Below are 23,864 nucleotides of genomic sequence, written 5' to 3'. Positions count from 1 at the left end.
GAACCACATATATTTAACATATTTAGCACAATTTAGAACGACTTATTAGAGGCACAATCCATGTCAAGTTTAATGCAACGCTACTGAGGATTCATACACTATTTCGGCTCGAACGACCCTTTTTGGCACTCTAGTGTAGGATTCATACACTATTTCGGCTCGAACGACCCTTTTCGGCGCTCCAGTGTAGGATTCATACACTCATATGGCCCGTACGACCCTTTTCGGCGTTCCAGTGTAGGATTCATACACTATTTCGGCTCGAACGACCCTTTTCGGCGCTCCAGTGTAGGATTCATACACTATTTCGGCTCGAACGACCCTTTTCAGCGCTCCAGTGTAGGATTCATACACTATTTCGGCTCGAACGACCCTTTTCGGCACTCCAGTGTAGGATTCATACACTCATATGGCCCGTACGCTCCTTATCGGCATAAAATCCCCCACAAAGTGGGCTCCAATTCGAAGCTTACTGGGGTACTTTGCGGGGACCCCGGAACTTATACGCTAAAGAATGCAAAAAAGGAGAACGGCCGGCTCATAAGCCGGCTGTTCTCCTTTCACATACCAACGCCCCATTTGAGACTTATAGCGCTCGCTGACCGCTTATGACTCAAGCTGCTGCAGAACGGCTTCGGCATCGGAGGCAAGCCAGATACGCGCTTGTTCCGCAATATGCTGCTGAAGCGATTCCTTACTCAAGCTCTCAAGAAATTTATGGAGATGGTGCGCAGCCTGACTATGCCGTCCATTTTCCCAATGATGCGCCGTCTGCCTCAGTCGGTTCGACAGCTGCGCGGCCATTGGACCGGTTACATCCCCTTCGGTGATGCAGCTGTCCAACAGTTCCTCCAATGTGGCCACGGTTGGAATGAAGAGGAACTCCTCCGCAAGCGGAATGCGGAAGCCAGCGCCGGGTGCGGCATCATAAATATAACCTTGCTCAAAGTCGAGCGGGTTCGCCCAGCTCCGAATGAGCGTCACATCCCCTACGTCAAGTCGGAAAGTGCCGTCCTCCAGACGAGTCGCTTCCTTTATATAGTAGCTTGCATTGCGAACCCCGTCATTTTCAATGTAGATATAAGTCCCTGCGATCTGTGCCGGATCGACGTCAGCGGAGCCGAAGTCCGCGATCACTTCATTGTCCGTGCTCAGCTCCTGCGTGAAGTCAAGCACACTTCCCCGGAACGTCTGTCCCCCATGAATAAAACCGATCGTCTGGCGTCCGTCTTCCAGCGTATAGACGCCGAAGCCTCCCCGGAACTGGAACGTGTCGTCCACCATGTACGGCACATCCTCCTGCAGTGCGCTGAGAATATAATCCGTTCTGCCGTTCGTGAGCGTCACCTTTACCGCTCTGACTTCATGCTCCGACACCGCTGCTCCGTCAGTCTTCGTCACAGGCACAGCCTCGATCGAAGCGATGAACCGCTCGCCCTTGTAAGGCTCAATGACAGAGGTGAACGTCGACTCCAGATTGTCTCCTTCGCGGTGCGCGATCAGATAACGCATGCTCGCAGGATTGCCCGGCTTGTTCTGCGGCGGCACCCCGTCAGCCAATGCGACGTCGTCCATCGCGCCGAGCATCGTGAGGCGAAGGTGAACGTCGGTTAACGCGCCGGCGCCATTGCCATAAATATCCCACGTATCTTTCACATTCCAATCTACGCTGAATACATCTGAAGGCGCTTCGTCCCTTGCAACATTTTTCAAGTAGTGGAAGCCGCTCCCCATATACCCTCCGCCGGACACGCTGTCGTCGGCCGGACGATTGCCGAACTCCACGTCTGCCCCCGCATACGTTCCTGTCGGCTGATCGGTCAATTGCAATCCATCGGTAGTCACTACCGCATCGGCTGCGTGGAAGCTGAAGTGATGATCCTCTCCGCCCTGCACCCGGAAGAAGTCAACGGCATAGGAGTTCTCGTCATCCACACGGATCATCGCCGTCGTTCTGCGGTACAGCTCCGTCTGCGGATATACGTTCGGCGCCTCGACCTCCACCAATTTCACCATCTCTCCGTCGTGGAAGCGGATCGGCTGCGCTGCGATTTGATTTTGCTGCTTCCCTTCGTCTACAACGACTGTATTGTGGCTGATCGTATTGTTTTGCCATTCGTGTCGCCGCGGATTGTTGTCCGCGAACTCCGGATATCCAAGCTCCGGCAGCAGATTCAATCCGAATGCATGCATGCCGATGTTAAGCGTATCCTTATGGCCGTGGCCGGTGTTCCGACCGTAATACATCCACACATCCCGCAGCGTGTTTTTGTTTTTCGGATCATTTTTGACGGTGAGCGCCGCCTCGTCGAATAGCTGCATTTGGATGATGCCCAATTTATAGTTCGAAGCGTCGTCTCGTTTACCCACACCTTCGAATCGGATGGTGTGCTCTCCTTCGGTTAGCTCCATATCCGCTATTACCTGCGGTTCCGAGGTGGCGCCGCTAGTTCCATAGAAGTCGAAGCGGTGTACGATATTGCCGTCAATGGAAATATCGTATAGGCCATAGCTCGTGGCCAGGAACGGCTTCAGGTTGATTTCATAACGGTCCGTCTTCGGCACTTCGAACTTGAAAGCGATCGCATGTCCGGCTGCTTCCGCGTTGAATTGGATGGTGCCGCTGTTCGCATACAACTGATACCCCGTCGTCGCTTCCGTCACTTCCAATTGACTGAAGCTATAGCCGAGACCGCTGAACCTGCGTTCATTAACACCGTCGCGCAGAGCCGCAAATCCGTATCCCGTCAAGTTCGTGCTGCCCAGGTTCAGCGGACCGAGCGTCTCGATTACTGCTGCGATATCTTGCGCGATCTGCTCCGGGTTATCTGTGAAGATATTTCCGTGAATTCCCTCAATGCGGTTGCCGTTCAAATAATAAGCCAGCTGCGCATACACAGGATCACGATACTTCTCGAACGCTTTGATCAGCTGTCCTTGGTTCAATAAGCTCGTTGGTCCCCCTGCGTTGCCGGTATCTCCGATCAATGGAAAATAATAGTCGCTCAACATAAGCGGATACGGATAAGCGAACATTTTGCGGAACTTCACATTCTGATACAAATCCGCAGCCGGATACAAGTCGTAGCCGTCCAGAATATCCGCCATCTCCTGGAATAAGCCAATCCACAGGTTGTTATATGAGGGAGACGCTTCGCTGCCTGCTCCGTCACGGTCCACATCATTCACGAGCAGCGACAGAACGTTGCCGCCTGTCACCCGCCAAGGTCCGGACAATAAGCCGCCGGACTGGAAGTTGAAGTCCAGCCATTCCTTCGTCTCCGGCAACGTGTCAAGCACGACCGCGGCCAATGCCAGTGTCGTTTGATGCATCCCGTTGTTGCCGCGAATTTGCGCATTTTTCACCGCTGGATACACCTGTCGCAGAATGCCGTCCTCTATGTTTCTCTTAATGCCGGTTGCGGATGTTTTCAACACCCCTAGATCGTATTGCTCCGCTTTGCCGCTTAAGAATGCAATCACTTCAGCATCATCGATAGCCGGGAAGAATGCGTCATACGCGCTGATGAAGTCTTTCACCAATCCCGTTTCCCAAATCGAACCGATTACTTTCCCTTCCCCGGTTCCGCCATGGGAATTCAAGAAATCGGCAGCGCTATAGGCGGAAACGTCCATCTCCGGATATACATCCGCAATGCGGTCCAGCAAAACGATGCCTGCACGGGCATATTTCATATCCCCGGTGTAGACATAAGCGTCTCTCAGCGAATTGATCGCTTTGCTGATCTCCCCGGAGCGCCATAATTTCCAGTGGTTATAATAGGCGATGAATGTCCAACGGTTGCCGTTCTCGTCCATCCAGCCGTTCCCGTCGTCCACTCCCCAGGTCGAACCCTTCTCGGGGTACAACGTATTGACAAGCAAACTCTTATCGGCAAGCTCCTGGCGGAAAATGCCGTTCGCATCCAAGCCGCTTTCGTAATAAGCGCCAAAATCATTCGTCGGGAACATATACCCGCTGCTGGGATCAATCAGTTTCCATGGATGATTCTCCGTATCGGCCAGCCAAGGGTAGTTGCCGTATTGGTTAATCTCCTTCCCGGTAATCGGGCTGCCAAGCTTTTGATTAACCCCGTAGCTGCGCGGAAGCGTCTGCGGCGTCACGAGCTTCCACAGCTGCTCGTAGCCCATCGCTGCATATTTGTCGGCTTCGGCGACTACGCCCGCTTTCTCGCTTATGGCCCAATCATAGGTCAGAATGTTGCTTCTCGCCGCCGCAATCTTTTCTTCCGTATAATACGTACTCCTCGTCTTGCTGCTGGACACTTCTTGCGAGCTCACTTCAATCGTATCCTGCAAGGTGACGCCCCGCAGCGTAACGGTTACGGCAAGTGTTGCCGTACCGGGACCGATCACCTCAATGCCGGTGCCCGCGTCCGGGAGGACAACCGTCTCATCACTGCTAACAACCGTTATGTCCGCATCGCTTAAATCGGCAGCTTCTCCGTTGCCGTAGGATCCCCTTATGTTCACTTGGACATGGTCCCCGACGAACAGTCCGTTCCGAAGAAGCGATGCCTCAATCTGCGCTAATAGCGGAGGAACAACGGTGATCGCGATCGAGCCTTGCACCGTTGCCTGGCCTAACACAACCGTCACATCGATGACCGTCTCGCCTTCGGACACCGCAGTTACAGTTCCGTCCGGGTCCACGACAGCGATAGATTCATCCCTGCTCGCGTAATGCACATTAGCGTCTTTCAACGCTACAACACCGCCCTCATTGTCATATCCGGTGACGGCTACCACCGCCGATTCCCCTGTAACGATGGGGTGGGGGGATGCCGTGACCTGCACGCTCGCCAGCTGCTTGTTGTTGACCGTCATGAGGAATTGATCCTGCATAGTTGTCCCGTTTAACGTCACGGATGCTGTTATTACCGTCTCGCCCTCTCCTGCAGCCGATACGTTGCCGTCCGCATCTACCATCGCAACCGATTCATCGCTGCTGACGTAAGCTTTCACAGCTTGGTCCACCTTATTCAAGTTGTATGCAAATCCATCCGCAAGCGTACCTTTTACAATGAGCTCCGCCTTCTGCCCTACCATTAGTTCCGCCACGTCGGATACCAGATCGATGGATTGGAGATCCGGGAATCCCCCCGTCTCCACAAGCTGCAGCTCGCCGGGATACAGAGCGTAATAGCCGGCCTGTTCCTTGACCTCCAGACGCAGCTTGTGAATGCCGCTATCCAGCTCGAACGTCTTTATGCTGACTTGCCCCTTCTCCTGCACATAATTGGCCGAATAGAACGGGTAGTCTCCAGCGGGTTCCCCGTCGATCCGCACGGTGCCGACAGCCCCGCCTGAAGCTCCTGCTCCGTTGAATTTCACCTGATAGATGCCAGACTCCGGAACCATGATGTCGAATTCGATATATTGCCCGACGCCGCCGGCCTGAACCTGAATGCCGTACACTTGATGCCGGTACGAGCCTGCGCCGAGAGGAAGCAGGTAGTCGGTAATTTCCCATCCTGCTGTCTCGATGGTCGAATCCACAGGCTGCTTGAAGTCATAGGTGTATACGGCTCCAGGTTCCGGAACTTCACCGACGTAGAACGTCAGCTCACCGCGCTGCGTCGTCCCTTCATAGGTCATCTCCGCGCTGACGACAGCGCTCCCTTCCGCCAAGGCTGTCACTGTAAATGGCTGGCCATTATCCGTCACGTTAACAACTTCGGGATTGCCGCTCTCTACATACACGCTATTCGTTACGGGCACCAACGTGCCGTCATTAAGCTTGGCTTCCACCGTGAGCGGAACGGATTCGCCAAGCTGCAGATTTCTCTTCGGCGCTGTTATTTCGACGGTATCCAGATCGAGGAACGGCTCCTTGCCAATCAGTTCAAACTGCTGAAGATACAAGTAGAGGTAATAATTGCCGTTCGACGGCAGTTGTACTGTGTCATTTGCCGTGAAGGTTAACGTGTGGATGCCTTTGGACAGCTGCAATCCTGTCGCTACATTGGAGGTATAGAGAGTGGAATCAGTGCTTAATGGGTTGTAAAAGCTATGGCCGGTTACGAGGGTCTGATCATCAATTGCGATATCGGCATAACCGCCCGCTATATTTTTCCTGTACACCATGTCGAGGTCATAATACCGGCTTTCCGGTACATAGAAGTTAATCGTTATGTATTCGCCGTTAACATCCGGTTGAGGATCGTTGTTTATTAACTGTATGGTGTATGCAGTGACCCGCATATTTACCGGGTTGGTGGCGTCAACATGCCATGCCGGATCATTCGGCATAGTGACCAGATCTGCGAATGAATACACAGTTGTGACGGTGTCCTCCGTCTCGGCTTGAGCCTTGTTTGCAGCCCATGTCAAGTTCCCCGCAAGCAATGCCACGATTGTCAGCCAAGTCAATACTGTTCGAAAAGTACGCATAAATGCATCTCCTCCCTATTCCGTTCAGCGTTTTGTCTTGCCAAGCGATGAAAATAATAGCGTTTTCAATCTGGCATAATATTGAGGCAGCACCTCCCACGGTTATGACTCCTATATCAGCTCCTTACACCTGCTCCTGCACTTACGAGCGACAAGCAACGGCATCGCCTTCCCTCTTTGCTCCGCAATCTTATTGCTCCATACTGCCCGCATGTGCAAGCGGCCCGCTCCATTGACGGTTCAGGCCGCCGCTTCCCCTATTAAAACAGCTTTCCCTGTCTATACAGCGCTGTAGACAGCTTCTTTACCGCATGCTTATAGCAATTCTGACGGAGCGTAAGCCCGTCTGCGAAAAAAGCGGGCAATATGCCCTTCATTGTGCCTTGCATCTTGCCATACAGCAAATTGTAAACCTGCTCCTCGTCGTAAAACTGTGTCTCGCGGTCTTGCAGCCATTCAAAGTAAGAGACGATAACGCCGCCCGCATTGGCCAAAATGTCGGGAATTACGATAATGTCGCGGTTGGCCAAAGCCGCATCAGCTTTCCCTGTAATTGGCGCGTTGGCGCCTTCCACAATGAAGCGCGCCCGCACTTGCTCGACATTGTCCTCTCGCACCTGATCCTGCAATGCCGCCAGAAACAACACATCGACATCCAAAAACAGCACCTGCTCGCGATCCAAAATTTGGGCATGTACGCCAAGCGTGGCAAGCTCCTCGGCAGTCTTCGGCAAATCGCCCCAATGCCGTGACGAATATTCGTACAAGACGGGAACGGGAAGCCCGTCCGCATGGAATAACGTGACGTTGCGGTCGCTTACAGCGACAACCTTTCCGTTCAGATAGGAGCAGCGATGCGCCTCCAAGGCGGCAACCGCGCCGACGTTGCCGAAGCCTTGGACAGCCACGGTAAGCGGGCGCGGATGGTCGGCCAGCGCAAGCAACGACCGGGCAAAACGGTTGTCCGTGCCGGTCAGCCATTCCCGGTGATCGTTTGCATAATGATGCAGCATATAACGGAATGAGAAGTAAACGCCTTTGCCTGTAGCCTCCTTGCGGCCCAGCGAGCCTCCGCTCACCGTGCTTTTTCCAGTAAAACTGCCCAGATAAGGCTTCCCGGGATTAATGCTTTTGTATTCCGACATCATCCAGTCCATCTCGCGCTCGCCGCTGCCCATATCCGGGGCGGGAATATCTTTGTCGGGTCCCAAAATATCGTTGAAATATTGCACATACTTTTTACAGATCAAGTTGAGCTCTTTTGCGGTATAATGCTGCGGATTAATAATAATGCCGCCTTTGCCGCCGCCGAACGGAATTTCGTGAAGAGCGTTTTTGAGCGTCATCAGGGCAGCCAGATTGGCCACTTCCGTCTCGTTGACCGATTCGTGAAAACGGATGCCGCCTTTATAAGGACCAAGCGTATCGTTATGCTGTATACGATAAGCTGGTATGCGCCTCACATTGCCATTCTCGAGCGGAATGCGCAAGAAAGCTTTGTGCACCTTGTTGGGCGTCGACAATATGGCAGCCAGCGAGTCAAAAACTTGATCCCGATGACAGCCGTTCACATCCGAAAGAAACGATGAGGTTTCCTTGAGCACTTGCAGCGACTGCCCTATAATTTCATCTGTTTGCAGGTCCATAGGCGTGAATAGCTCCTTAACATTCAGATATAATCGATTGATTCATTAACGTTCTCATTATCGGGATGAATTGAGTACAATCTTTCTGCATGGAACGCCGAATCGCATTTCCGTCTCCATATCGGGCGAGCCGGCAGCCACCGGAACATAGACGACAGCGTTCTCAAGCTGCTCCGCCCCTTCAACGACGACTTCGCCGTGTAACCATACTCCGGCAATTCGCGCCTTCCTCCTCGCCCGCTCCCAATCGTTCACTTGCTTGGATGTCCAGAATTGAAAGCCCCTGCTTACCGCCTCGCTGACAACCTTTCCCAGCGCTTGCGCCACGGCTGGCTGCTCGTGAATATGAACTTGGTGGAACAGGAAATGCGCGACGCCTTCCACACGTCTCACCTGCTCCAGAAACGGTACGATCACGCTGGAATCCGCCAAATTCCAATGGTCCAAATCCTGTGTCAAGAAGCTGATCTCCAATACGTTGTAAGGACGATTGCCTTCATCGAACCATGCGATCGGAAAGTACGGATGGCAAGTGCCGAACAGAAAACCGATGTTGCCCTTCTTGCTCGGGCCTCTCGTCTGGTCGGCTCCAATGCCGCTTTGCTCGCACCATTCGAACAATTCGCCCCATCCTTCAAAGCGGGTATAGTGATTTTTGTTCGAGGTGAAATGCTCCAGGCCCGTAGCGTCCTTCAACCATTGATATTGACGATCAAATTCCGCTCTGTCCCATTGCCCTTGCTGCTCAACCAGCGCATTGAAATGGAAGGCCAATTCATGTCCTTCCGAAATCACCTTCTCGTAAATAGAAGGGCTGTATCCCGGCTCAATCATGCACCATGACGAATGAATGCCGCATTCCTTCAACACCTTGAGCGTCGTCTCGGCCGTGTCATCTATATTCAAGTCACTGTCGTGGGAGATCATGGCCACGCAGGACACCCCGTCGGGCCAGTAGCCGATGAAGGGAAGCGTCAAGTCCAGTGACGCTACGCATTGCAGCAGATGCCCAAGCAGCTTCTCTCTCCATAAGTCCGCATAAGGGTAAGCGAAATATGGCGCGCCCGTCTCCGTCCTCATGCGATCATAATCCCAGTCCAATGCGATACGGTCATCCGCCTTCAAAATATCTTCATCTACCGCGCCGGTTCCGTCTCGAGCAGGAATGCCGTCGCTGATTACCGGACCTGTCCCTTGCTGAAAACGTACAATGGTAGCCGGAATATTCATGGACCAGCGTTCGATGAAGCCTTGCCCGACTTGGAATTTGAGCAACGCGGCTCCCGACGGCGATCCGTTCGGCCCCTCTTTAAGAACGGTCCCAATTGGCTTAACGGAGTATGCACCCGAATTAGCCTGCTTCCAGGGCGTCGCGTTCAAGCAGCGAAGCGGCAGGCGATCGGCTTCATCGGCAGTCAAGGCATAGCCTATCTGAATCTCACGATCCTCATGGCAGCCAAGTCTGGATGCCAGCGGCCGCAATCCCCCGTATGAAATGACGATGCCGCCTGCTTCGGCATAAGACCAGATCACTTCCGCTGCCGCTTGATTGTCGTCCATACAAGCGACGATCAACACATCAGGCTTCATGGAAACGACATCATTGATCCCATCGATCCACTCATAAGGCATTCCCGTATGACCCAGCACCTCGCCTATATACGACTCAAATACATTCAATCCATAGCGGTGACGCCTTTCCACCGCTGTCTTGTCTAACAAGATTCCAACACTGGCCATTCGCATGGAACGTCTTCCTTTCTGTTATGTGGACATTCTAGCAAAGGATCATACAGCACAATGCCGCATGATCCTTTGCTTCGCTAAGCAGTCTTACTGATCCACACTGCCTTCGTCGAAAACCACCTCAATGCCGTGCGCTGCGCCGATCTGCTCGGCATAAGCATTGAACGTGTCTCTGCCGCGGAAGGCCGTCATAAGCTCTTCATGATATTGGGACCAATTCGATGCATCCGGCTCTTCGAACAGAACCTTCACATGATACTCTCTCATCTTCGTTCGCAAAGCCCCCAGATCCGCCCCCTCCGGCGGCGCTACGTTCGTGCCGATATGCTCCTTCACAGGATAATTGCGAATCTCCTCAATGATTGCGAGATCGCGCTCCGTATAGGTAGGATCGATGATTGTCAGACCGAGCTGGTTCGCATCGTCCTTCGGGGTAAAGAATCCATACAGGGACAGCCAGGAGGCGACTTCGTTGTATGCTTCCTTCACAGTAATCGTATTGCCTTCACGCGTATAATGAACGCCTTCTTGTCCGTACTTTGTCAGTAAATATCCTTCTTCGCTGGCCAGCCAATCCAGAATTTCAACACTGCGTTTGATTGCTTCAGGCTCTTTCTCCGCTACGGTTGTATGGAAGGCGAACGGATTCCCTGGAAGTGCGCTTAACGTCAACCCTTTCTCTTGGCCGAACGGCGTGAACGGCACGAACTCGGCTTCCGGGATGATCGCTTTAATTCGGCTCTGAATGCTGTTCGGATTCGCATCAAGGGCGAAATCCTTGGCATGTCCCATGACGATCCCCGCCTTGCCGTTCGCCGCCTTATCCCAATGCGCCGTCCCCTTGTTCAAGAACCAGTCGGGATCAACGATGTTCTCAGCCAGCATGGCTTTGATTTCTGTCAGAATCTTCTCCATCTCCAGATCGGTGCCGCCATCTCGATAAGTGCCCTTCTCTTTATCGAACGTCATGGCCCACAGCTCATTATGGACCATCTGCGGGAAGTCAGCGGAGTAAGTAAGGCCATTACCGGATGCGCTCATGCCGTAAGTATCGTCCGCGCCATTACCATCCGGATCGTCAAAGGTAAATTTACGCATAACTTCAAGCATGTCTTCATAGCTGCTTGGCACCTCTAACTGAAGCTTGTCTAGCCAGTCCTTGCGAATATAATAGGAAGTGTAACGATTCCGGCTGAACGCAACCGGAGCCCGGACGAAGGAATTTTCGATCGCATAGCGTTCCAGCTCTTGCTCCGACACCCAATGCTTGAAATAATTAGGCATCGTCTCCGGGTTCACGAACGGCGTCATATCCGCAAGCAATCCGTCAAGTGTCAGCGCCTGGGATTGACGCCCTCCCGCTACGAACAGATGCGGCGGATCGGCGGCCAGCTTCGTATTGAGCTGCTTCTCATAATCGGCCGAAATTAGAGACGACGTAAAGTTCAGCTTGACATGAAACTTCTCTTCAATCGCCTGCTTGACAAAGTCATCCTTGCTTGCAGGCATAACAGCGTTATTGCTGACTTCAGTGCCTGCAACATACCAGTTAAGCTCAAGCTGTTCCCGTTCATTTTTAGCGCCTTCTCCATCCCCATTGTTGCTTTTCCCCGATGAATTCTCGCCTTCTGATTTGGATGTGTTCGTCTTGCCGTCGTTATTAGCGTTGCTGCAAGCGCTCACCACCATGACCATCGCTATCAGAACAACAAGCCATACTTTCATTTTTCTTTTTCCCAAAGACTTCCCCTCCCAAAATGTTTGTCTTCATTCAAACCTTTTTGTAGGACCAAGAAGTTCTATGATTTAACCTTTGATAGCTCCAAGCAGCATTCCTTTCAAGAAATACTTCTGGAGAAAAGGGTAAACCGCCAAAATGGGCAGCAGCGCAGCTACGACAACGGCCATCTTCACCGTCTCCGGCGGCAATGCCTGAATGAGTCCCGGATTGGATAGCATCAAATCCTGACTGACATTCGGCGTCGTGATCATATTGCGCAAGACGACCTGTATCGGGTACAAAGATTTATCATTCAAATACATAATGCCTTTAAAGTATTCATTCCAATGCGTGACGCCATAGAACAGCCCTAGTGTCGCCATGATGGGAGTAGAGAGCGGCAATACGATGCGGACCAGTGTGGACACTTCGCCGCAGCCGTCCACCTTCGCTGCCTCTTCAATTTCCTCAGGCAAATTCTCGAAGAACGTCTTCATAATCAACAGGTTGAAGGCCGACACCATACCCGGAATAATCATCGCCCATACGGAATCCAGCAGCCCCGTCGCGCGTACAACCAAATACAAAGGAATTAATCCACCGTTAAACAACATAGTGAACACAATCATAAAGAGCAATAGGTTACGGCCTGGTAGCGACTTCTTCGATAACGGATAAGCTAGAAGCGAAGTAACCACCAGGTTTAAAAACGTACCGACAACCGTAATGAATATCGTAACTTTGAGTGCATTCGGCACCGCCTGGCTCTCCCATATCGCTCTGTACGCATCCAATGTAAATCCTTTCGGAATAATGACGAACCCGCCGTTCTTCAGCACCTCAGTTATTGGCGTGATCGACATGACGACAACATAATATAGCGGGAAGAGCGTGAACAGTGTGAACAAACCCAGTACGCCGTAGATGACAACGTCCGTCACCCGATCCGTTTTGGTTTTATGCAGCTGGTATGACATGGGAGCCCTCCTCTACCATATTCCCGATCCGCCGAGCTTCTTGGCGATCTGATTTGCAAGGATCACGAGCATCAGACCGATAATGGATTTGAAAAATCCTGTAGCGGCCGCTACGCTAAAGTTCAATTCTTCGATTCCCATCCTAAATACCCAAGTATCGATAATATCACCAACTTCGTACACTCTCGCATTCAAGAAAATATAGACTTGATCAAAACCCGCATCGAGAATGTGCCCGATACGCAAGATCAGCAGCAGAACGAATACATCTCGAATGCCTGGCAGCGTAATATGCCATATTTGCCGCCATCGCCCCGCCCCGTCCACAACTGCCGCTTCATATAATTGAGGATTAATCGTTGCCAACGAGGCTAAATAGATGATTGCGCCATAGCCTGTATTCTTCCAAATATCCGTCACGACGAGAATGCTTCGGAAATATTCATCCGCGGTAAGGAACTCGACCGGATTCGCTCCCATTGATTTCAACCCGAAGTTCAACAGTCCTTCATTGGACAGGAAGGCAAAGGCGATTCCGTAAATGACGACCCACGAGAGAAAATAAGGTCCGTAGGTAATCGTCTGCACCGTCTTCTTGAACCAAACGGAACGAATCTCATTAAGCAGAATCGCAAGAAGGACATCCGGCAGCATCCCGAAGACGATGCGATACACACTGATGATCAATGTGTTCGATAGAAGTCGGTAAAAGTCAGGTGTGTTGAAGATGAAGGCAAAGTTCTGAAAGCCGACCCAGGGACTACCGAATACCCCTTTCAGTAAGTTGTAATCTTGAAAAGCGATCATCAAGCCCCCCATGGGACCGTAATGATAGATACCGAAATAGAGAATCCCCGGAATCATCATAAAGTACAGCCATTTGTGACGATAAATAGAGCCCAGAAGGGACTTCCGTTTCGAAACAGCCTGCTGCATCAATACTTGCTCCGCCATATGTATGTTCTTCACTCCCTCACTATGAAACCGCATACAAATTGATATAGATCAGTATAACTCGATCAATATAATAGTACAAGTATATAACAGGTTCTTTTTTTTTAAAATAAGGGCGATCCCTTAGAGACGCCCTCATCGATCCGCGATAAAAAAGCCTGGAATCATGAGCGTAGACAAGATCATGTGAATTGGACTTCGTTCTTTTAATTCTTAATCTTCAGAGAATGTACGACCTTCTTCACAGCTGCGGCAATATCGTGCATATCCGATTCTTCCGCCAACAGAGCGTTTTGATGCACCCAGATGGCTTGTTTGCTGCTCAGCTTCTCACTAATCGGGCACGAATAGCTTGGCTTGCTGCCCGTCCATCTCTCAATCTCATTCAGTACCGCTTTATTCAAATTCAGAGAAACATAGCCGGCGCTTACGGGAATGCCTTCCGCCGCTATCTTGGCAATCACATCGTTCTTGTCAACCGATTCCGCCAGTTCCGGAGCAAGCTTGAACATATAGAGATGATAGGCGTGTCTGGTAATGCGAGGGTCTCTGCGAAGCACCTCGATGCCTTCCGTCTCACTCAGAAGCTCTGTAAGCAATCCTCCGTTGCGTTCTCTGACAGCCAACTGCTCATCAAGCCTGCTCAATTGCCCCAGCAACACAGCTCCTTGAAATTCCGTCATTCGCAGGTTCCAGCCGATATGCTCATGCTGATACCATGCTCCTTCTCTGATACGTCCAACGTTCGTCAGGGACCATGCCATATCCGCCAAGTCCTTGTCATTCGTCAGTATCATGCCTCCTTCACCGGAGTTGACATTCTTGCTGGATTGGAAGCTGAACGTACCCAGATCGCCCAGCGAGCCGACACCTTTTCCCTCCCACTGCGCTCCCACAGCCTGAGCCGAATCTTCAATCAAGCGCAGGTGGTGACGATCCGCAATTTCCTTGAGCCTTGTCATGTTGGAGGACGCACCCCCGATATGCACCGTAACAATCGCCTTGGTCCTGGGCGTGATCGCCGCCTCTACCTTCTCGGGGTCCAGCTGCAGTGTATCTTCCTCCACATCGGCAAATACCGGAATCGCTCCGAAGAGCAAGGATGAAGTGGCTGTCGCTATGAAGGTATAAGGAGGCATGATGACCTCATCGCCCGAGCGGACTCCTGCCGCTTGAAGCGCTACAGTAATGCCCACTGTTCCATTAATCACGCTGACCGCATACGCAGCACCATGAATTTCTGCGAATTTCGCTTCCAATTGCTTCAGCTTGTCCGGCGTGCTGCCTCCCCATTTCCCGGAGCGCAGAACTTCCAGCAACAGGCGTTCTTCCATCTCCCCATATACAGGCCATTGTGGAAACGCTTTCGTTCTAATCGGTGTTCCTCCATCGATAGCTAATTGATTCATCCCCATAACCCCTTTCTTCTCAATGAATAATTAGATATATGTATCATACTTGTATTTTATTATGAATCGCAATAAATTACCAGTATAGTTTGCAAAAGACCTTCTGCTGACATATAACTGGCGTATCTCGGCCTTGTATTGTATTGAACTTGTATTCATTTCAATTCTGCACTAAAATAGGAGCATAAGATTGATCAATTGAATGGGTACAGGAGTCGAAAAAATGAAAAGAGAAAGCAAATTCCGCTATTCCAAGCTCGCCAATATTTTGCGCGAACAAATTATGTCCGGTTACATCAAGCCTGGAAACTTTCTCCTGTCGGAGAACGATCTATGCAATCATTACGGTATTAGCCGGACTTCCGTCAGAAAGTCACTGGAGCAGTTGGCGCAGGAAGGATTAATTATTAAAAAGGTCGGACAAGGCACAATCGTAAACCCCGACTTAATCGTGGAGAATTCATCTGACAAGGTGCTGCGAATCTTCTCCATATCTCCCTCTCATTTCTTCGATCATGGACTCCCACTCATCATTGAAGAATTTGAAAAAGAGAATCCCAATGTGAAAATCAAGTGCCTCAACTTCTCGGCGAATGAATTCTGGGACACTGTACAGTCCAGTGTGGAGCTTGGGCTGCAGCCGGATGTCATTCTAGTTACCGACCGTCACTTCAGCAATGCGGACACTTCACTGGAGTTCCTTGACCTGATGCCTTACCTCCCGGACTACTCCAATATGATTTATCCGTGCCTTCGCAGAGCATTCCTGCGGGATCAGAAGCTGCAAGGAGCGATCACAACCTTCTCGTCAGTTTATTTAACGTACAATCCCGAATTATTCCGTAAGCATCAGGTGCCTGAGCCTACTGAACGGTGGTCACTGGAAGAGTTTCTAGAGGCCGCGCATCGTCTCACAATGGATACGAATGGCGACGGGATCAACGACCAGTATGGTTTATCTCTTTCTTCTTCACTTGGGCGTTGGCCTGTCCTCGTGCTACAGAACGGAGGCAACTTCAAGACCAATTGCGAGAAGGAGCCGCTAGTCAACACACTGTCATTCATTCATGACCTCTTGTACCGGCATCGCGTTGCTACTTTATCGCCGCAATACCTCCTCAATTCGGAAGCCTTCATCAAGGGAAAAGCGGCGATGATGATGACGACCTCGCTCGAGATGGCGGGTTGGAGCGACAGCATTAGCGGATTTGAGCCTAAAGTCGCGTCCATGCCATTCGGCGACCATAAGGGCACGCTGCTCACAGCCAATGCGTTCATGGTCCCCGAAGCCAGCAACGAACAGGAGATGGCCATCCGCTTCGTGCAGAAGGCGCTCTCTCCTTCCATGCAAGAGAAGCTGGGCAACGAAGCCAACTTAATGTCCCCGCTTCAGCAAGTCAATGAGAAGAATTGGGGCACATCAATGTTCCAATCTCTAAATATCAACGAGGACATTACGATGAACAGTTATTTTATTGATGAACTTTTCGGTGACACCAGCAATATTGAACAGATCGTGAAAGAAATGCACTTATTCTGGGCCGGAATCGAATCCGCGGAAGAATTCGCAGAGAAGATGATCGCCATCATGAACGATTAATACATGGCATGCCGCCAAGGACCCCTGCTTCTCTCTCAATCTGGAGGAGCAAGGGACCTTGCGTTTACCTTACTACTTTATTTTTTATAGTATTCTGCCACTTTCCGAATCCCTCTGACGATATCCTTAATATCCTCTTCGGTATAAAATTCATTAATGCCGATCCGAATCGCCGTCTGCAATATTCGCTCGGCCGAGGGGCATAATCCCCGTTCATAAGACACATCCGACAGCTCGAAGGGAAAGCCGCTGTTCAGATAGGCTTGGCGCTGCTGGAATAAAGGCTGCATGTAGACGACATCGGGAATGTAGCCCGCAGTGTTCGCAATTCCTTCCTCCGCAAGCGCGTAACTGAATTCCTCACGGCTGCAATTTAGCACATCTTCATCTATGCGGAACATGTAGAACCAATAAGTGCAGGCATTACCCGCTTGCACGTGATGGGGAGCAATGCCTTGAAGCCCGGAGATCCCTTCGGTTACAAGGTCACCATACCGCTGACGCGCGTCGCAAATCCAGGCAAGCTTCTTCAATTGAGCGATGCCTACAGCGCCCTGCAGCTCAGTCATGCGATAATTAGGAGCGACATAATGCAGATCTCGAATAACGTCGCCTCCGAATCGCATATAGTTTTTATCCGCGAAGGCGTGCGTTCTATAGTAATCGGATTGTTGGCCTGAATTGACGGTGACGATCCCGCCGTCCCCCGTTGAAATGTGCTTGAAGTCGTTCGTGCTGAAGCAGCCGTAATCGCCGATCGTCCCCGCCAGTCTGCCCTTATATCGCGTCAGATAGCTTTGAGCGCAATCTTCGATTACCTTCAGCTTATACTTCACGGCAATCGCCATAATGGCATCCATATCACAAGCATTTCCCGCCAGATGAACGACTAGAATCGCCTTCGTTCGATCAGTGATGCGCTCTTCGATTGAAGCAGGGTCCATGTTGTAGGTATGCGGGTCCAAATCGGCAAATACCGGTATCGCATTCTGATACAAGATGCCAACAAGTGTTCCCTGGTCGGTAATCGGACTTGTAATGACCTCATCGCCTACCGTAATTCCGGCCGCTCCTAGCGCAACATGAATGGCTGCGGTGCCCGAAGATGCCGCTACACTGTATTTCACCCCGTACAGCGCATTGAAGTCCGACAGGAATTGCTTCACTTTGCTCCCTGTATGGTAGAATAACGTATTCTGCTGGAGCGCTTCCAGCAGCTCTTGCGCTTCTGCAAGCCCGAATCGGCTGCCGCTGCCGAATGGCGTATCCTTCACTTTTGGACCGCCATGAATAGCCAGTCTCTCATGCATCGTCTCCACTCCTAACTAAGACTTGGAATAGTTGTTCTGGGGGCTCCGAGCACTTGCTTGACGCAAGGGACCCCGAACCGATTCACGATCTCCCGATTCGCCGCGCCTTCCTGCACAGGTATCCACACAACCGCATCTTTCAGTTCTGTGCCATGCTTGACTCTCGCCTCTGCATTGGCATCGATTCCGGTAATGCACACCTTCCGTCTCGCCCGTTCCCAGTCGTTAATCTGTTGAGATGTCCAGAAGGTAAAGCCACGCTCCCGAGCTTCGGCTACCACCTTGCGAATGGCCTTGTTCACCGGCTCCTGATTCAGGATGTGCACTTGGTGGAACAGGAAATGGGCTACTCCCTCTACCCGCATGACCTGTTCAAGGAAGGGCTCCACCACACTGGAGTCAGCCAGTAGATGATGATCCAAATCCTGTGTAAGGAAACTGATCTCCAATACATTGTACGAGCGATTGCCCTGATCGAACCACGCGATAGGGAAATAAGGATGGCATGTGCCAAACAGAAATCCGATATTGCCTCGCTTGCTCGGCCCTCTCGTCTGATCCACTTCGATACCGTGATGCTCGCACCAATCGAACAATTCGCTCCAGCCTTGGAAGATCGTATAATGATTTTTGTTGGAGGTGACGCGGTCTGCGCCAATCGCCTGCTTCAGCCAAGCGAATTGCCTGTCGAATTCCGCCTCATCCCATTTCCCGTCATTCGCTTCCAGCGCATTGTAGTGAAAAGCGAGCTCGTGTCCGGCCTGCTTGACTTTGTCATAGATATAAGGGCTGTACCCGGGCTCGATCATGCACCACGTGGACTGAATGCCGCAATCGCGCAGGGTATCCAGTGTCGCTTCCGCGCTTTCGTCAATGTTCAAGTCGCTGTCGTGCGAGATCGTAGCCACGCTGGATATGCCATCCGGCCAGTAGCTTATAAAAGGCAATGTTAGTCCCTGCTCCAAAACCAGTTTCAATAAATGCTCGATCATGACCTCTTTCCATAAATCCGCATACGGCTCTTTAAAATAGGGGGCGGAGGTTTCCGTTGTCGTGCGATCATACTCCCAATCCAGCGCGATACGGTCGTCAGCCTTCAAAATCCCCTCATCTACTGCGCCGCTGCCATCCGTTGCCGGAATTCCATCGTCAAGCACCGGCTCCGTCCCCTGTTGAAAATGTACGAGTGTATAGGGGATGTTGACCGCCCACCGATCGATACGACCCTTGCCAATGGAAAACTGCAGCAGCGCCGCTCCCGCTTCCCGTCCTGCCGGCTCATCCTTCCGCAGGCTGCCGCTTGCTTGAACGACTGCATTGTTTTGCTCTCCGTCTTGCTGCAGCCACGGCCTCGCCTTGAGGAAGCGAAGCAGACTTCTCTCTTCTTCTTGTAATGAAGCGCTTGCATAACCTACCGTAATATCCCGTTCCGCTCTGCAGCCTAGTCTGGATGTCAAGCACTTTAATCCTGCATAGGAGATGACCGCCCCGCCTTGCTCTGCAAAGCTCCATATCGTCTCCGCATTGTCCTCATGCTCATCCATACAGGCGACAATCAGCACATCCAGTTGACGCTCTGTCACATCGCTAACATGATCAATCCATTGAAAAGGAATTCCCGCATGCGACAACACTTCTCCTGCAAAAGCCTCAAACACGTTGAAGCCATATCGATGACGCCGCATCTTCGCCGCCTGATCCAGCAATATACCGACTCGTGCCATTCTCATAGTCATATCCGTCCTTTTCTGCTTGTATGATAGATAGATAAGGTGCTCTCAACTCATCATAGACACTACTTTGAATCCGTCCGTCACGCTGCAATCTTCCGTTCAGCTTGACAACCTTCATTTTCACTTTCTCCTGCCTGCTCGCCTCCTTGTTTTCTGGCTCCATAGCTCTCACTGGAGCTTCCCCTGCACAAGCCTCGAGTATGTTGCTTCCATCCCACCCCATTTTCAATACATGTATTATACTTGTATTACTATATAAAGTACTATCAACTCATCATTCTGTCAATCGTTTTTGACAACGAAAGACAGCTCAACCGTATTGACCGGGACCTCGCCTACTTTCCTGGCTCCGATCGAGCTTACATCGCCTGCATTTCTCCGTTCGCCCACTTCGCTGTCTACCGAGGTCACATCGCATCGCCTACAGCTCATCAGATAGCTTACACAAAGAAAAAAAAGGCACAGACCCTTCAACGTTCTTGAAGAGCTGTACCTTGTTCATTGCTGTCCATGTCTATTCGTACTACATATTCCGTTCCCAGGAATTCCGACGTCCTCTACTTATTCATAAATTTCCGTATATCTTTAACGCCATGCCGCTCCATAAGCTCCTGCTTGAGCTGTTCCGCCGTTTTGCCTTCTGTCTCGATCCCTTGCGACTCCGCCATTTTGCGCAAGTACTCTTCGTGTTTTGCCCTGTTTTCGGCTTTGAACGCTTCCCACTTCTCTTTGTTGGCTTCTTTGGCTGCTTGCAGTTCCTTCTTCAACTGCTCAGCATTTTTGCCTTCTGTCTCAATACCGAAGTAAGCCGCCGCTTCTCTTAGCTTTTGAAGGCGGTAAGCCTCGAATTCCGCACGCGTCAAGCCGCTTTTAGGCTGCTGCTCTCCGGAGCCACCATTCTGTTGCGTCTGTTTCCCTTGTCCGGCGCTGCCGTTTGGTTGTTGCTTGGCCCCATGTCCAGCACTTTCGTTCCGCTTCTGCGCGGCATCTTGCTCAACAGCTGGCGCAGCAGGCACCTCTGACTGCTCGGCATGCGCAGCGGGAGAAGAATAGCTGAGCATGGCAGCGAGCGCGAATGCTGTTGCAAGCGTCACAATCGATCGTTTTCCTGTCATTCCTGCTCTCACCTCTCTAGGTTGCGGTATGGAAGGCGTATTGTGCAGCGCATCAACCGCCTCATTTCGATTATTGTTACCATTAACCCCAATATCTAGACATAAGCAGGCTATCGATTACTTATCCGAGCCCTGATGTATGACACGACATTATTCCACTTCCTGCTCCAATCGTTCCAGCTGTCTCATCAGCCATTCCTTGGAGAAGTGCTCTCCAATAAAGACGGCTACGTCGCGCACCTCGTCCTGCGGCTCTATTCGCATGAAATCCGTCTCCTTGAACGCATATTGGAACAGAAAGCGGCTCGGCGTATCACGAAACGTTAAAATCCCTTTGGCACGGTAGATATTGTCCGGCAGCTTGTTCAACAGCACTTCAAACGATTCGCTGTCGATGGGCTTCTTCCAATAATGCGTAAGTACCATGACATGGCTATGGGAATGATGATGATCTGCTGCGTTCGTTGTTCCCGGCTTCTCTTCTGCCTCTTCATCATTCCCAGTATGCCTGGCTTCTTCGTGGTTCAGTGGTAAGGGGCGTACTGAACGCTCTTCTGTCAGCCAGTCCCAGTCAGCAGGCTGACACCTTACCGTTTCCATGATGGAGGCATGACTGTTCCAGTCTCGCAGCAGTTGCTGAGCCTCCACAATTTCTTCCGGCATCAGTTTGTCTGACTTGTTAAGGAGCAGATGAGTCCCACAACGAATTTGCTCTTTCATTAATTTGAAGGTTCTCCCCTTGCCTGTCTTGTGCCGTCTTAATAGCTCTGGTCCATCCACGACAGTGAGGATAGACGTTAATTCCACCGTTTTGTACATCGACGCTTCCGTAACGGCGTCAATCGTTTCCATCGGATTAGCGGCGCCTGTCGATTCAATGATAATGACATCAGGCTGGCTCTCGCTTAGGAGCTTGTACAGCTCCAGACCGAGATCTCCTTTCATCGAACAGCAGATGCATCCGCTTAGCAACTCGGTCAGCGGCACATCGTCGTCTACCAGCTGTCCGTCCAGATTGGTGTCGCCGATCTCGTTCATGACTACGGCGGGCTTCAGGCCTTTTTCCTTATATTGTTGCAGCAGATTGCCCAATAACGTTGTTTTGCCGCTGCCCAGGAATCCCGACAGCAAGATAACCGGTGTCACTCGTTCCGTCATTGTAAGCTTATTCGTCTTTGCAAGCTTATTCGTCATTGCAAGCTCATTCCTCTTCCCAGTCGGTATTTCATTCCCGATACGTTTCAACCTATTTTCCTTTTATAAGCATTCATGAGCATTATATCGAATCGGCAGCAGTTATGCACATTTTGAGATCCAGCAGCTTGTCACACCTGACTCATCATACTTTTTTTTAGTACAACAAAATTTTTGTTTGATTTTTTACAACCCGCATAGTACCATGTGTTCATCAGAGACATTAATTGGAGACCCGGGGGGATGAGATGGAATCCATAGCAATGGAATTGCCGCTTCTGACAGAGCTGGCCAAGGGGATTGCGGCCCAATTCGGCGACAATTGCGAAGTCGTCGTACATGACTGGTCCAGACCTTACGACAGCACGATCGTAGCCATAGAGAACGGGCATGTAACAGGGCGCAAAGTAGGCGATCCCGGCACGAATCTGGGACTGGAGATTATGAGGGGAACATCCGACGGGGACAACCGGCACAACTATATTACGCAGACTGCCGATGGACGAATTCTGCGCTCCACCTCCATCTATATGAAAAACGAAGCAGGAAAGATCATCGGAGCTCTGTGCATCAACTATGACATTACCGATCTGATGGTCGCGGAGAAAACAATCCAGTCACTGACGGCAAGCGGTCTAGCCCCGGTGCGGGAATCGTTCGTCAGCAATGTGAACGAGTTGCTGGATACGTTGATACAGGAAGCGCAGGATGTGGTCGGCAAGCCTCCAGCGCTTATGGACAAGGGGGATAAAATACGGTTCATTCACTTGCTGGATAGGAAGGGAGCGTTTCTGATCAAAAAGTCGGGGGAGCGCATCTGCAGTTATTTGAGCATATCGAAATATACGCTGTACAACTATTTGGAAGAGTCGAAATCATCGGAACAATCAGGAGGCGAATGAAGATGAGTAGGGACTGGACGCTCGCGCAAGGTGTAGAGACGCCCTGCATCGTGATTAACAGCGATGCAGTTGACACCAACATTGCCCGCATGGCGGCGGCCATTCATCGGCTCGGTGTCAGCTTGCGGCCGCACGCGAAGACGCATAAGCTGCCAGAGATGGCGAAGCGGCAGCTGACGGCCGGGGCAGCCGGCATAACCGTAGCGAAGCTGGGAGAAGCGGAAGTGCTAGCGGCCGCAGGCGTGAAAGATCTGTTCGTTGCTTATCCCGTCGTTGGACAGCCGAAGCTGGAGCGCGCCATCAAGCTTGCGCAGTCAGGCGTGCGACTAATTATAGGCGTAGACAGTCTGGAGGGAGCGGCGATGATCTCCAGCGCAGCAGTGCTCGCTGACTGCCCGCTGGAGTTGCGACTGGAGATTGAATCCGGCCTGCAGCGCACGGGCGCAGACCCTGGCGCAGCTGTAGAGCTGGCGCAGAATATTGACGCGCTTGAAGGCGTGTCCTTAACAGGCATCTTCACCTATCGCGGCGCCATGCTGCAAGGCCGGGCTACGATGGACTTGCAGGCAGCCGGGCACGAGGAAGGGCGGTTGATGGTCCGTGTCGCCGATGCGATGAGTGCTGCCGGGCTGGACATTCGGGATGTTAGCGTCGGCTCTTCGCCGACCGCCCTGTATGCAGCCGAGATCGACGGCATTACGGAGGTTCGACCGGGCACCTATATATATCAAGACCGGATGCAGGCAGCCTTCGGGCTATGCTCCCTGGACGATTGCGCCGGCGCGGTATGGGCGACGGTCGTCAGCCGTCCCGCCCGTGACCGAATCGTCATCGACGGAGGCAGCAAGACGTTCGCCACGGACGTGCAGCCGGACAAGGCGCCGCTTCATCTGAAGGGCTTCGGGCATATCGTCGGCGATGAGGAGGCGGTGTTCCTGCGAATGAACGAGGAGCACGGCGTCATCGCCGTAACGCCCGACAGCTTGTACGAAGTAGGCGACATGATCGCGATTATTCCGAATCATATATGCAGCACCGTGAATTTGCACAACTATGTCTACCTGCAGGATACGGACGGCGCCTTGACCAGAACGGCGGTAGCCGCACGCGGACTTCTAGTGTAGCGAACAAGAGAAGGGAGCTT

Annotated in this window: 15 protein-coding genes; 3 read left to right on the top strand and 12 right to left on the bottom strand. The window is 51.6% G+C overall.

The window, feature by feature from the left end:
* Positions 1-606: 606 nt before the first annotated feature.
* The 7 genes from ACFQ2I_RS16360 to ACFQ2I_RS16330 all read right to left on the bottom strand — a co-directional run bounded on the left by ACFQ2I_RS16360 (position 607) and on the right by ACFQ2I_RS16330 (position 14,866).
* The gene (locus ACFQ2I_RS16360) at positions 607-6,414 is read right to left on the bottom strand and encodes an FIMAH domain-containing protein (RefSeq protein ID WP_377565989.1); all 5,808 of its coding nucleotides are present in this window, start codon (positions 6,412-6,414) and stop codon (positions 607-609) included.
* Positions 6,415-6,674: 260 nt separating this feature from the next.
* Positions 6,675-8,060 (bottom strand): Glu/Leu/Phe/Val family dehydrogenase, encoded by a 1,386-nt coding sequence (locus tag ACFQ2I_RS16355; RefSeq protein ID WP_377565986.1) that lies wholly within the window; start codon positions 8,058-8,060, stop codon positions 6,675-6,677.
* A 57-nt stretch (positions 8,061-8,117) separates the two neighbouring features.
* Positions 8,118-9,806, bottom strand: coding sequence for a hypothetical protein (locus ACFQ2I_RS16350; protein ID WP_377565984.1), 1,689 nt, complete (start codon positions 9,804-9,806; stop codon positions 8,118-8,120).
* 87 nt (positions 9,807-9,893) lie between these two features.
* Positions 9,894-11,546: a hypothetical protein gene (locus ACFQ2I_RS16345; protein WP_377565982.1), complete on the bottom strand. Its 1,653-nt coding sequence runs from the start codon at positions 11,544-11,546 to the stop codon at positions 9,894-9,896.
* A gap of 66 nt (positions 11,547-11,612) precedes the next feature.
* Positions 11,613-12,503, bottom strand: a complete 891-nt coding sequence (locus ACFQ2I_RS16340) for a carbohydrate ABC transporter permease (RefSeq protein ID WP_377565979.1) — start codon at positions 12,501-12,503, stop codon at positions 11,613-11,615.
* 12 nt (positions 12,504-12,515) lie between these two features.
* Positions 12,516-13,457, bottom strand: coding sequence for an ABC transporter permease (locus ACFQ2I_RS16335; protein WP_377565976.1), 942 nt, complete (start codon positions 13,455-13,457; stop codon positions 12,516-12,518).
* A 206-nt stretch (positions 13,458-13,663) separates the two neighbouring features.
* Positions 13,664-14,866 carry a DegT/DnrJ/EryC1/StrS family aminotransferase gene (locus ACFQ2I_RS16330; protein ID WP_377565974.1) on the bottom strand — a complete coding sequence of 401 codons (1,203 nt, stop codon included), beginning with the start codon at positions 14,864-14,866 and terminating at the stop codon, positions 13,664-13,666.
* A gap of 223 nt (positions 14,867-15,089) precedes the next feature.
* Here ACFQ2I_RS16330 and ACFQ2I_RS16325 point away from each other — a divergent pair, with 223 nt between their 5' ends.
* Positions 15,090-16,466 carry an extracellular solute-binding protein gene (locus tag ACFQ2I_RS16325; RefSeq protein ID WP_377565972.1) on the top strand — a complete coding sequence of 459 codons (1,377 nt, stop codon included), beginning with the start codon at positions 15,090-15,092 and terminating at the stop codon, positions 16,464-16,466.
* Positions 16,467-16,543: 77 nt separating this feature from the next.
* Here the strand turns inward: ACFQ2I_RS16325 and ACFQ2I_RS16320 are convergent, their stop codons facing one another.
* From ACFQ2I_RS16320 to ACFQ2I_RS16300, 5 genes are all read right to left on the bottom strand, one after another.
* Positions 16,544-17,776, bottom strand: a complete 1,233-nt coding sequence (locus ACFQ2I_RS16320) for a DegT/DnrJ/EryC1/StrS family aminotransferase (RefSeq protein ID WP_377565969.1) — start codon at positions 17,774-17,776, stop codon at positions 16,544-16,546.
* A gap of 11 nt (positions 17,777-17,787) precedes the next feature.
* Complete coding sequence (locus tag ACFQ2I_RS16315; RefSeq protein ID WP_377565966.1) at positions 17,788-19,506, bottom strand: hypothetical protein; 1,719 nt, start codon at positions 19,504-19,506, stop codon at positions 17,788-17,790.
* Positions 19,427-19,681 (bottom strand): hypothetical protein, encoded by a 255-nt coding sequence (locus tag ACFQ2I_RS16310; protein ID WP_377565963.1) that lies wholly within the window; start codon positions 19,679-19,681, stop codon positions 19,427-19,429. The genes ACFQ2I_RS16315 and ACFQ2I_RS16310 overlap by 80 nt, the downstream gene beginning before the upstream one ends.
* A gap of 385 nt (positions 19,682-20,066) precedes the next feature.
* Positions 20,067-20,624 carry a hypothetical protein gene (locus tag ACFQ2I_RS16305; protein WP_377565961.1) on the bottom strand — a complete coding sequence of 186 codons (558 nt, stop codon included), beginning with the start codon at positions 20,622-20,624 and terminating at the stop codon, positions 20,067-20,069.
* 150 nt (positions 20,625-20,774) lie between these two features.
* A complete protein-coding gene (locus tag ACFQ2I_RS16300; RefSeq protein WP_377565959.1) occupies positions 20,775-21,818 on the bottom strand; it encodes a CobW family GTP-binding protein in 1,044 nt (347 codons plus the stop codon).
* A gap of 248 nt (positions 21,819-22,066) precedes the next feature.
* Between ACFQ2I_RS16300 and ACFQ2I_RS16295 the strand changes: the two genes are divergently transcribed.
* Both ACFQ2I_RS16295 and ACFQ2I_RS16290 read left to right on the top strand, forming a co-directional pair.
* Entirely contained in the window at positions 22,067-22,720 is a 654-nt protein-coding gene (locus ACFQ2I_RS16295) for a helix-turn-helix transcriptional regulator (RefSeq protein ID WP_377565956.1), read from the top strand.
* A 2-nt stretch (positions 22,721-22,722) separates the two neighbouring features.
* Positions 22,723-23,844, top strand: a complete 1,122-nt coding sequence (locus ACFQ2I_RS16290; RefSeq protein WP_377565953.1) for an alanine racemase — start codon at positions 22,723-22,725, stop codon at positions 23,842-23,844.
* Positions 23,845-23,864: the final 20 nt, after the last annotated feature.

It is taken from the genome of Paenibacillus chungangensis, from assembly GCF_042675905.1.
Lineage (GTDB): Bacteria > Bacillota > Bacilli > Paenibacillales > Paenibacillaceae > Pristimantibacillus > Pristimantibacillus chungangensis.
Note: the sequence above shows the minus strand (reverse complement) of the source record. Positions and strands in the feature narration are given on the sequence as shown.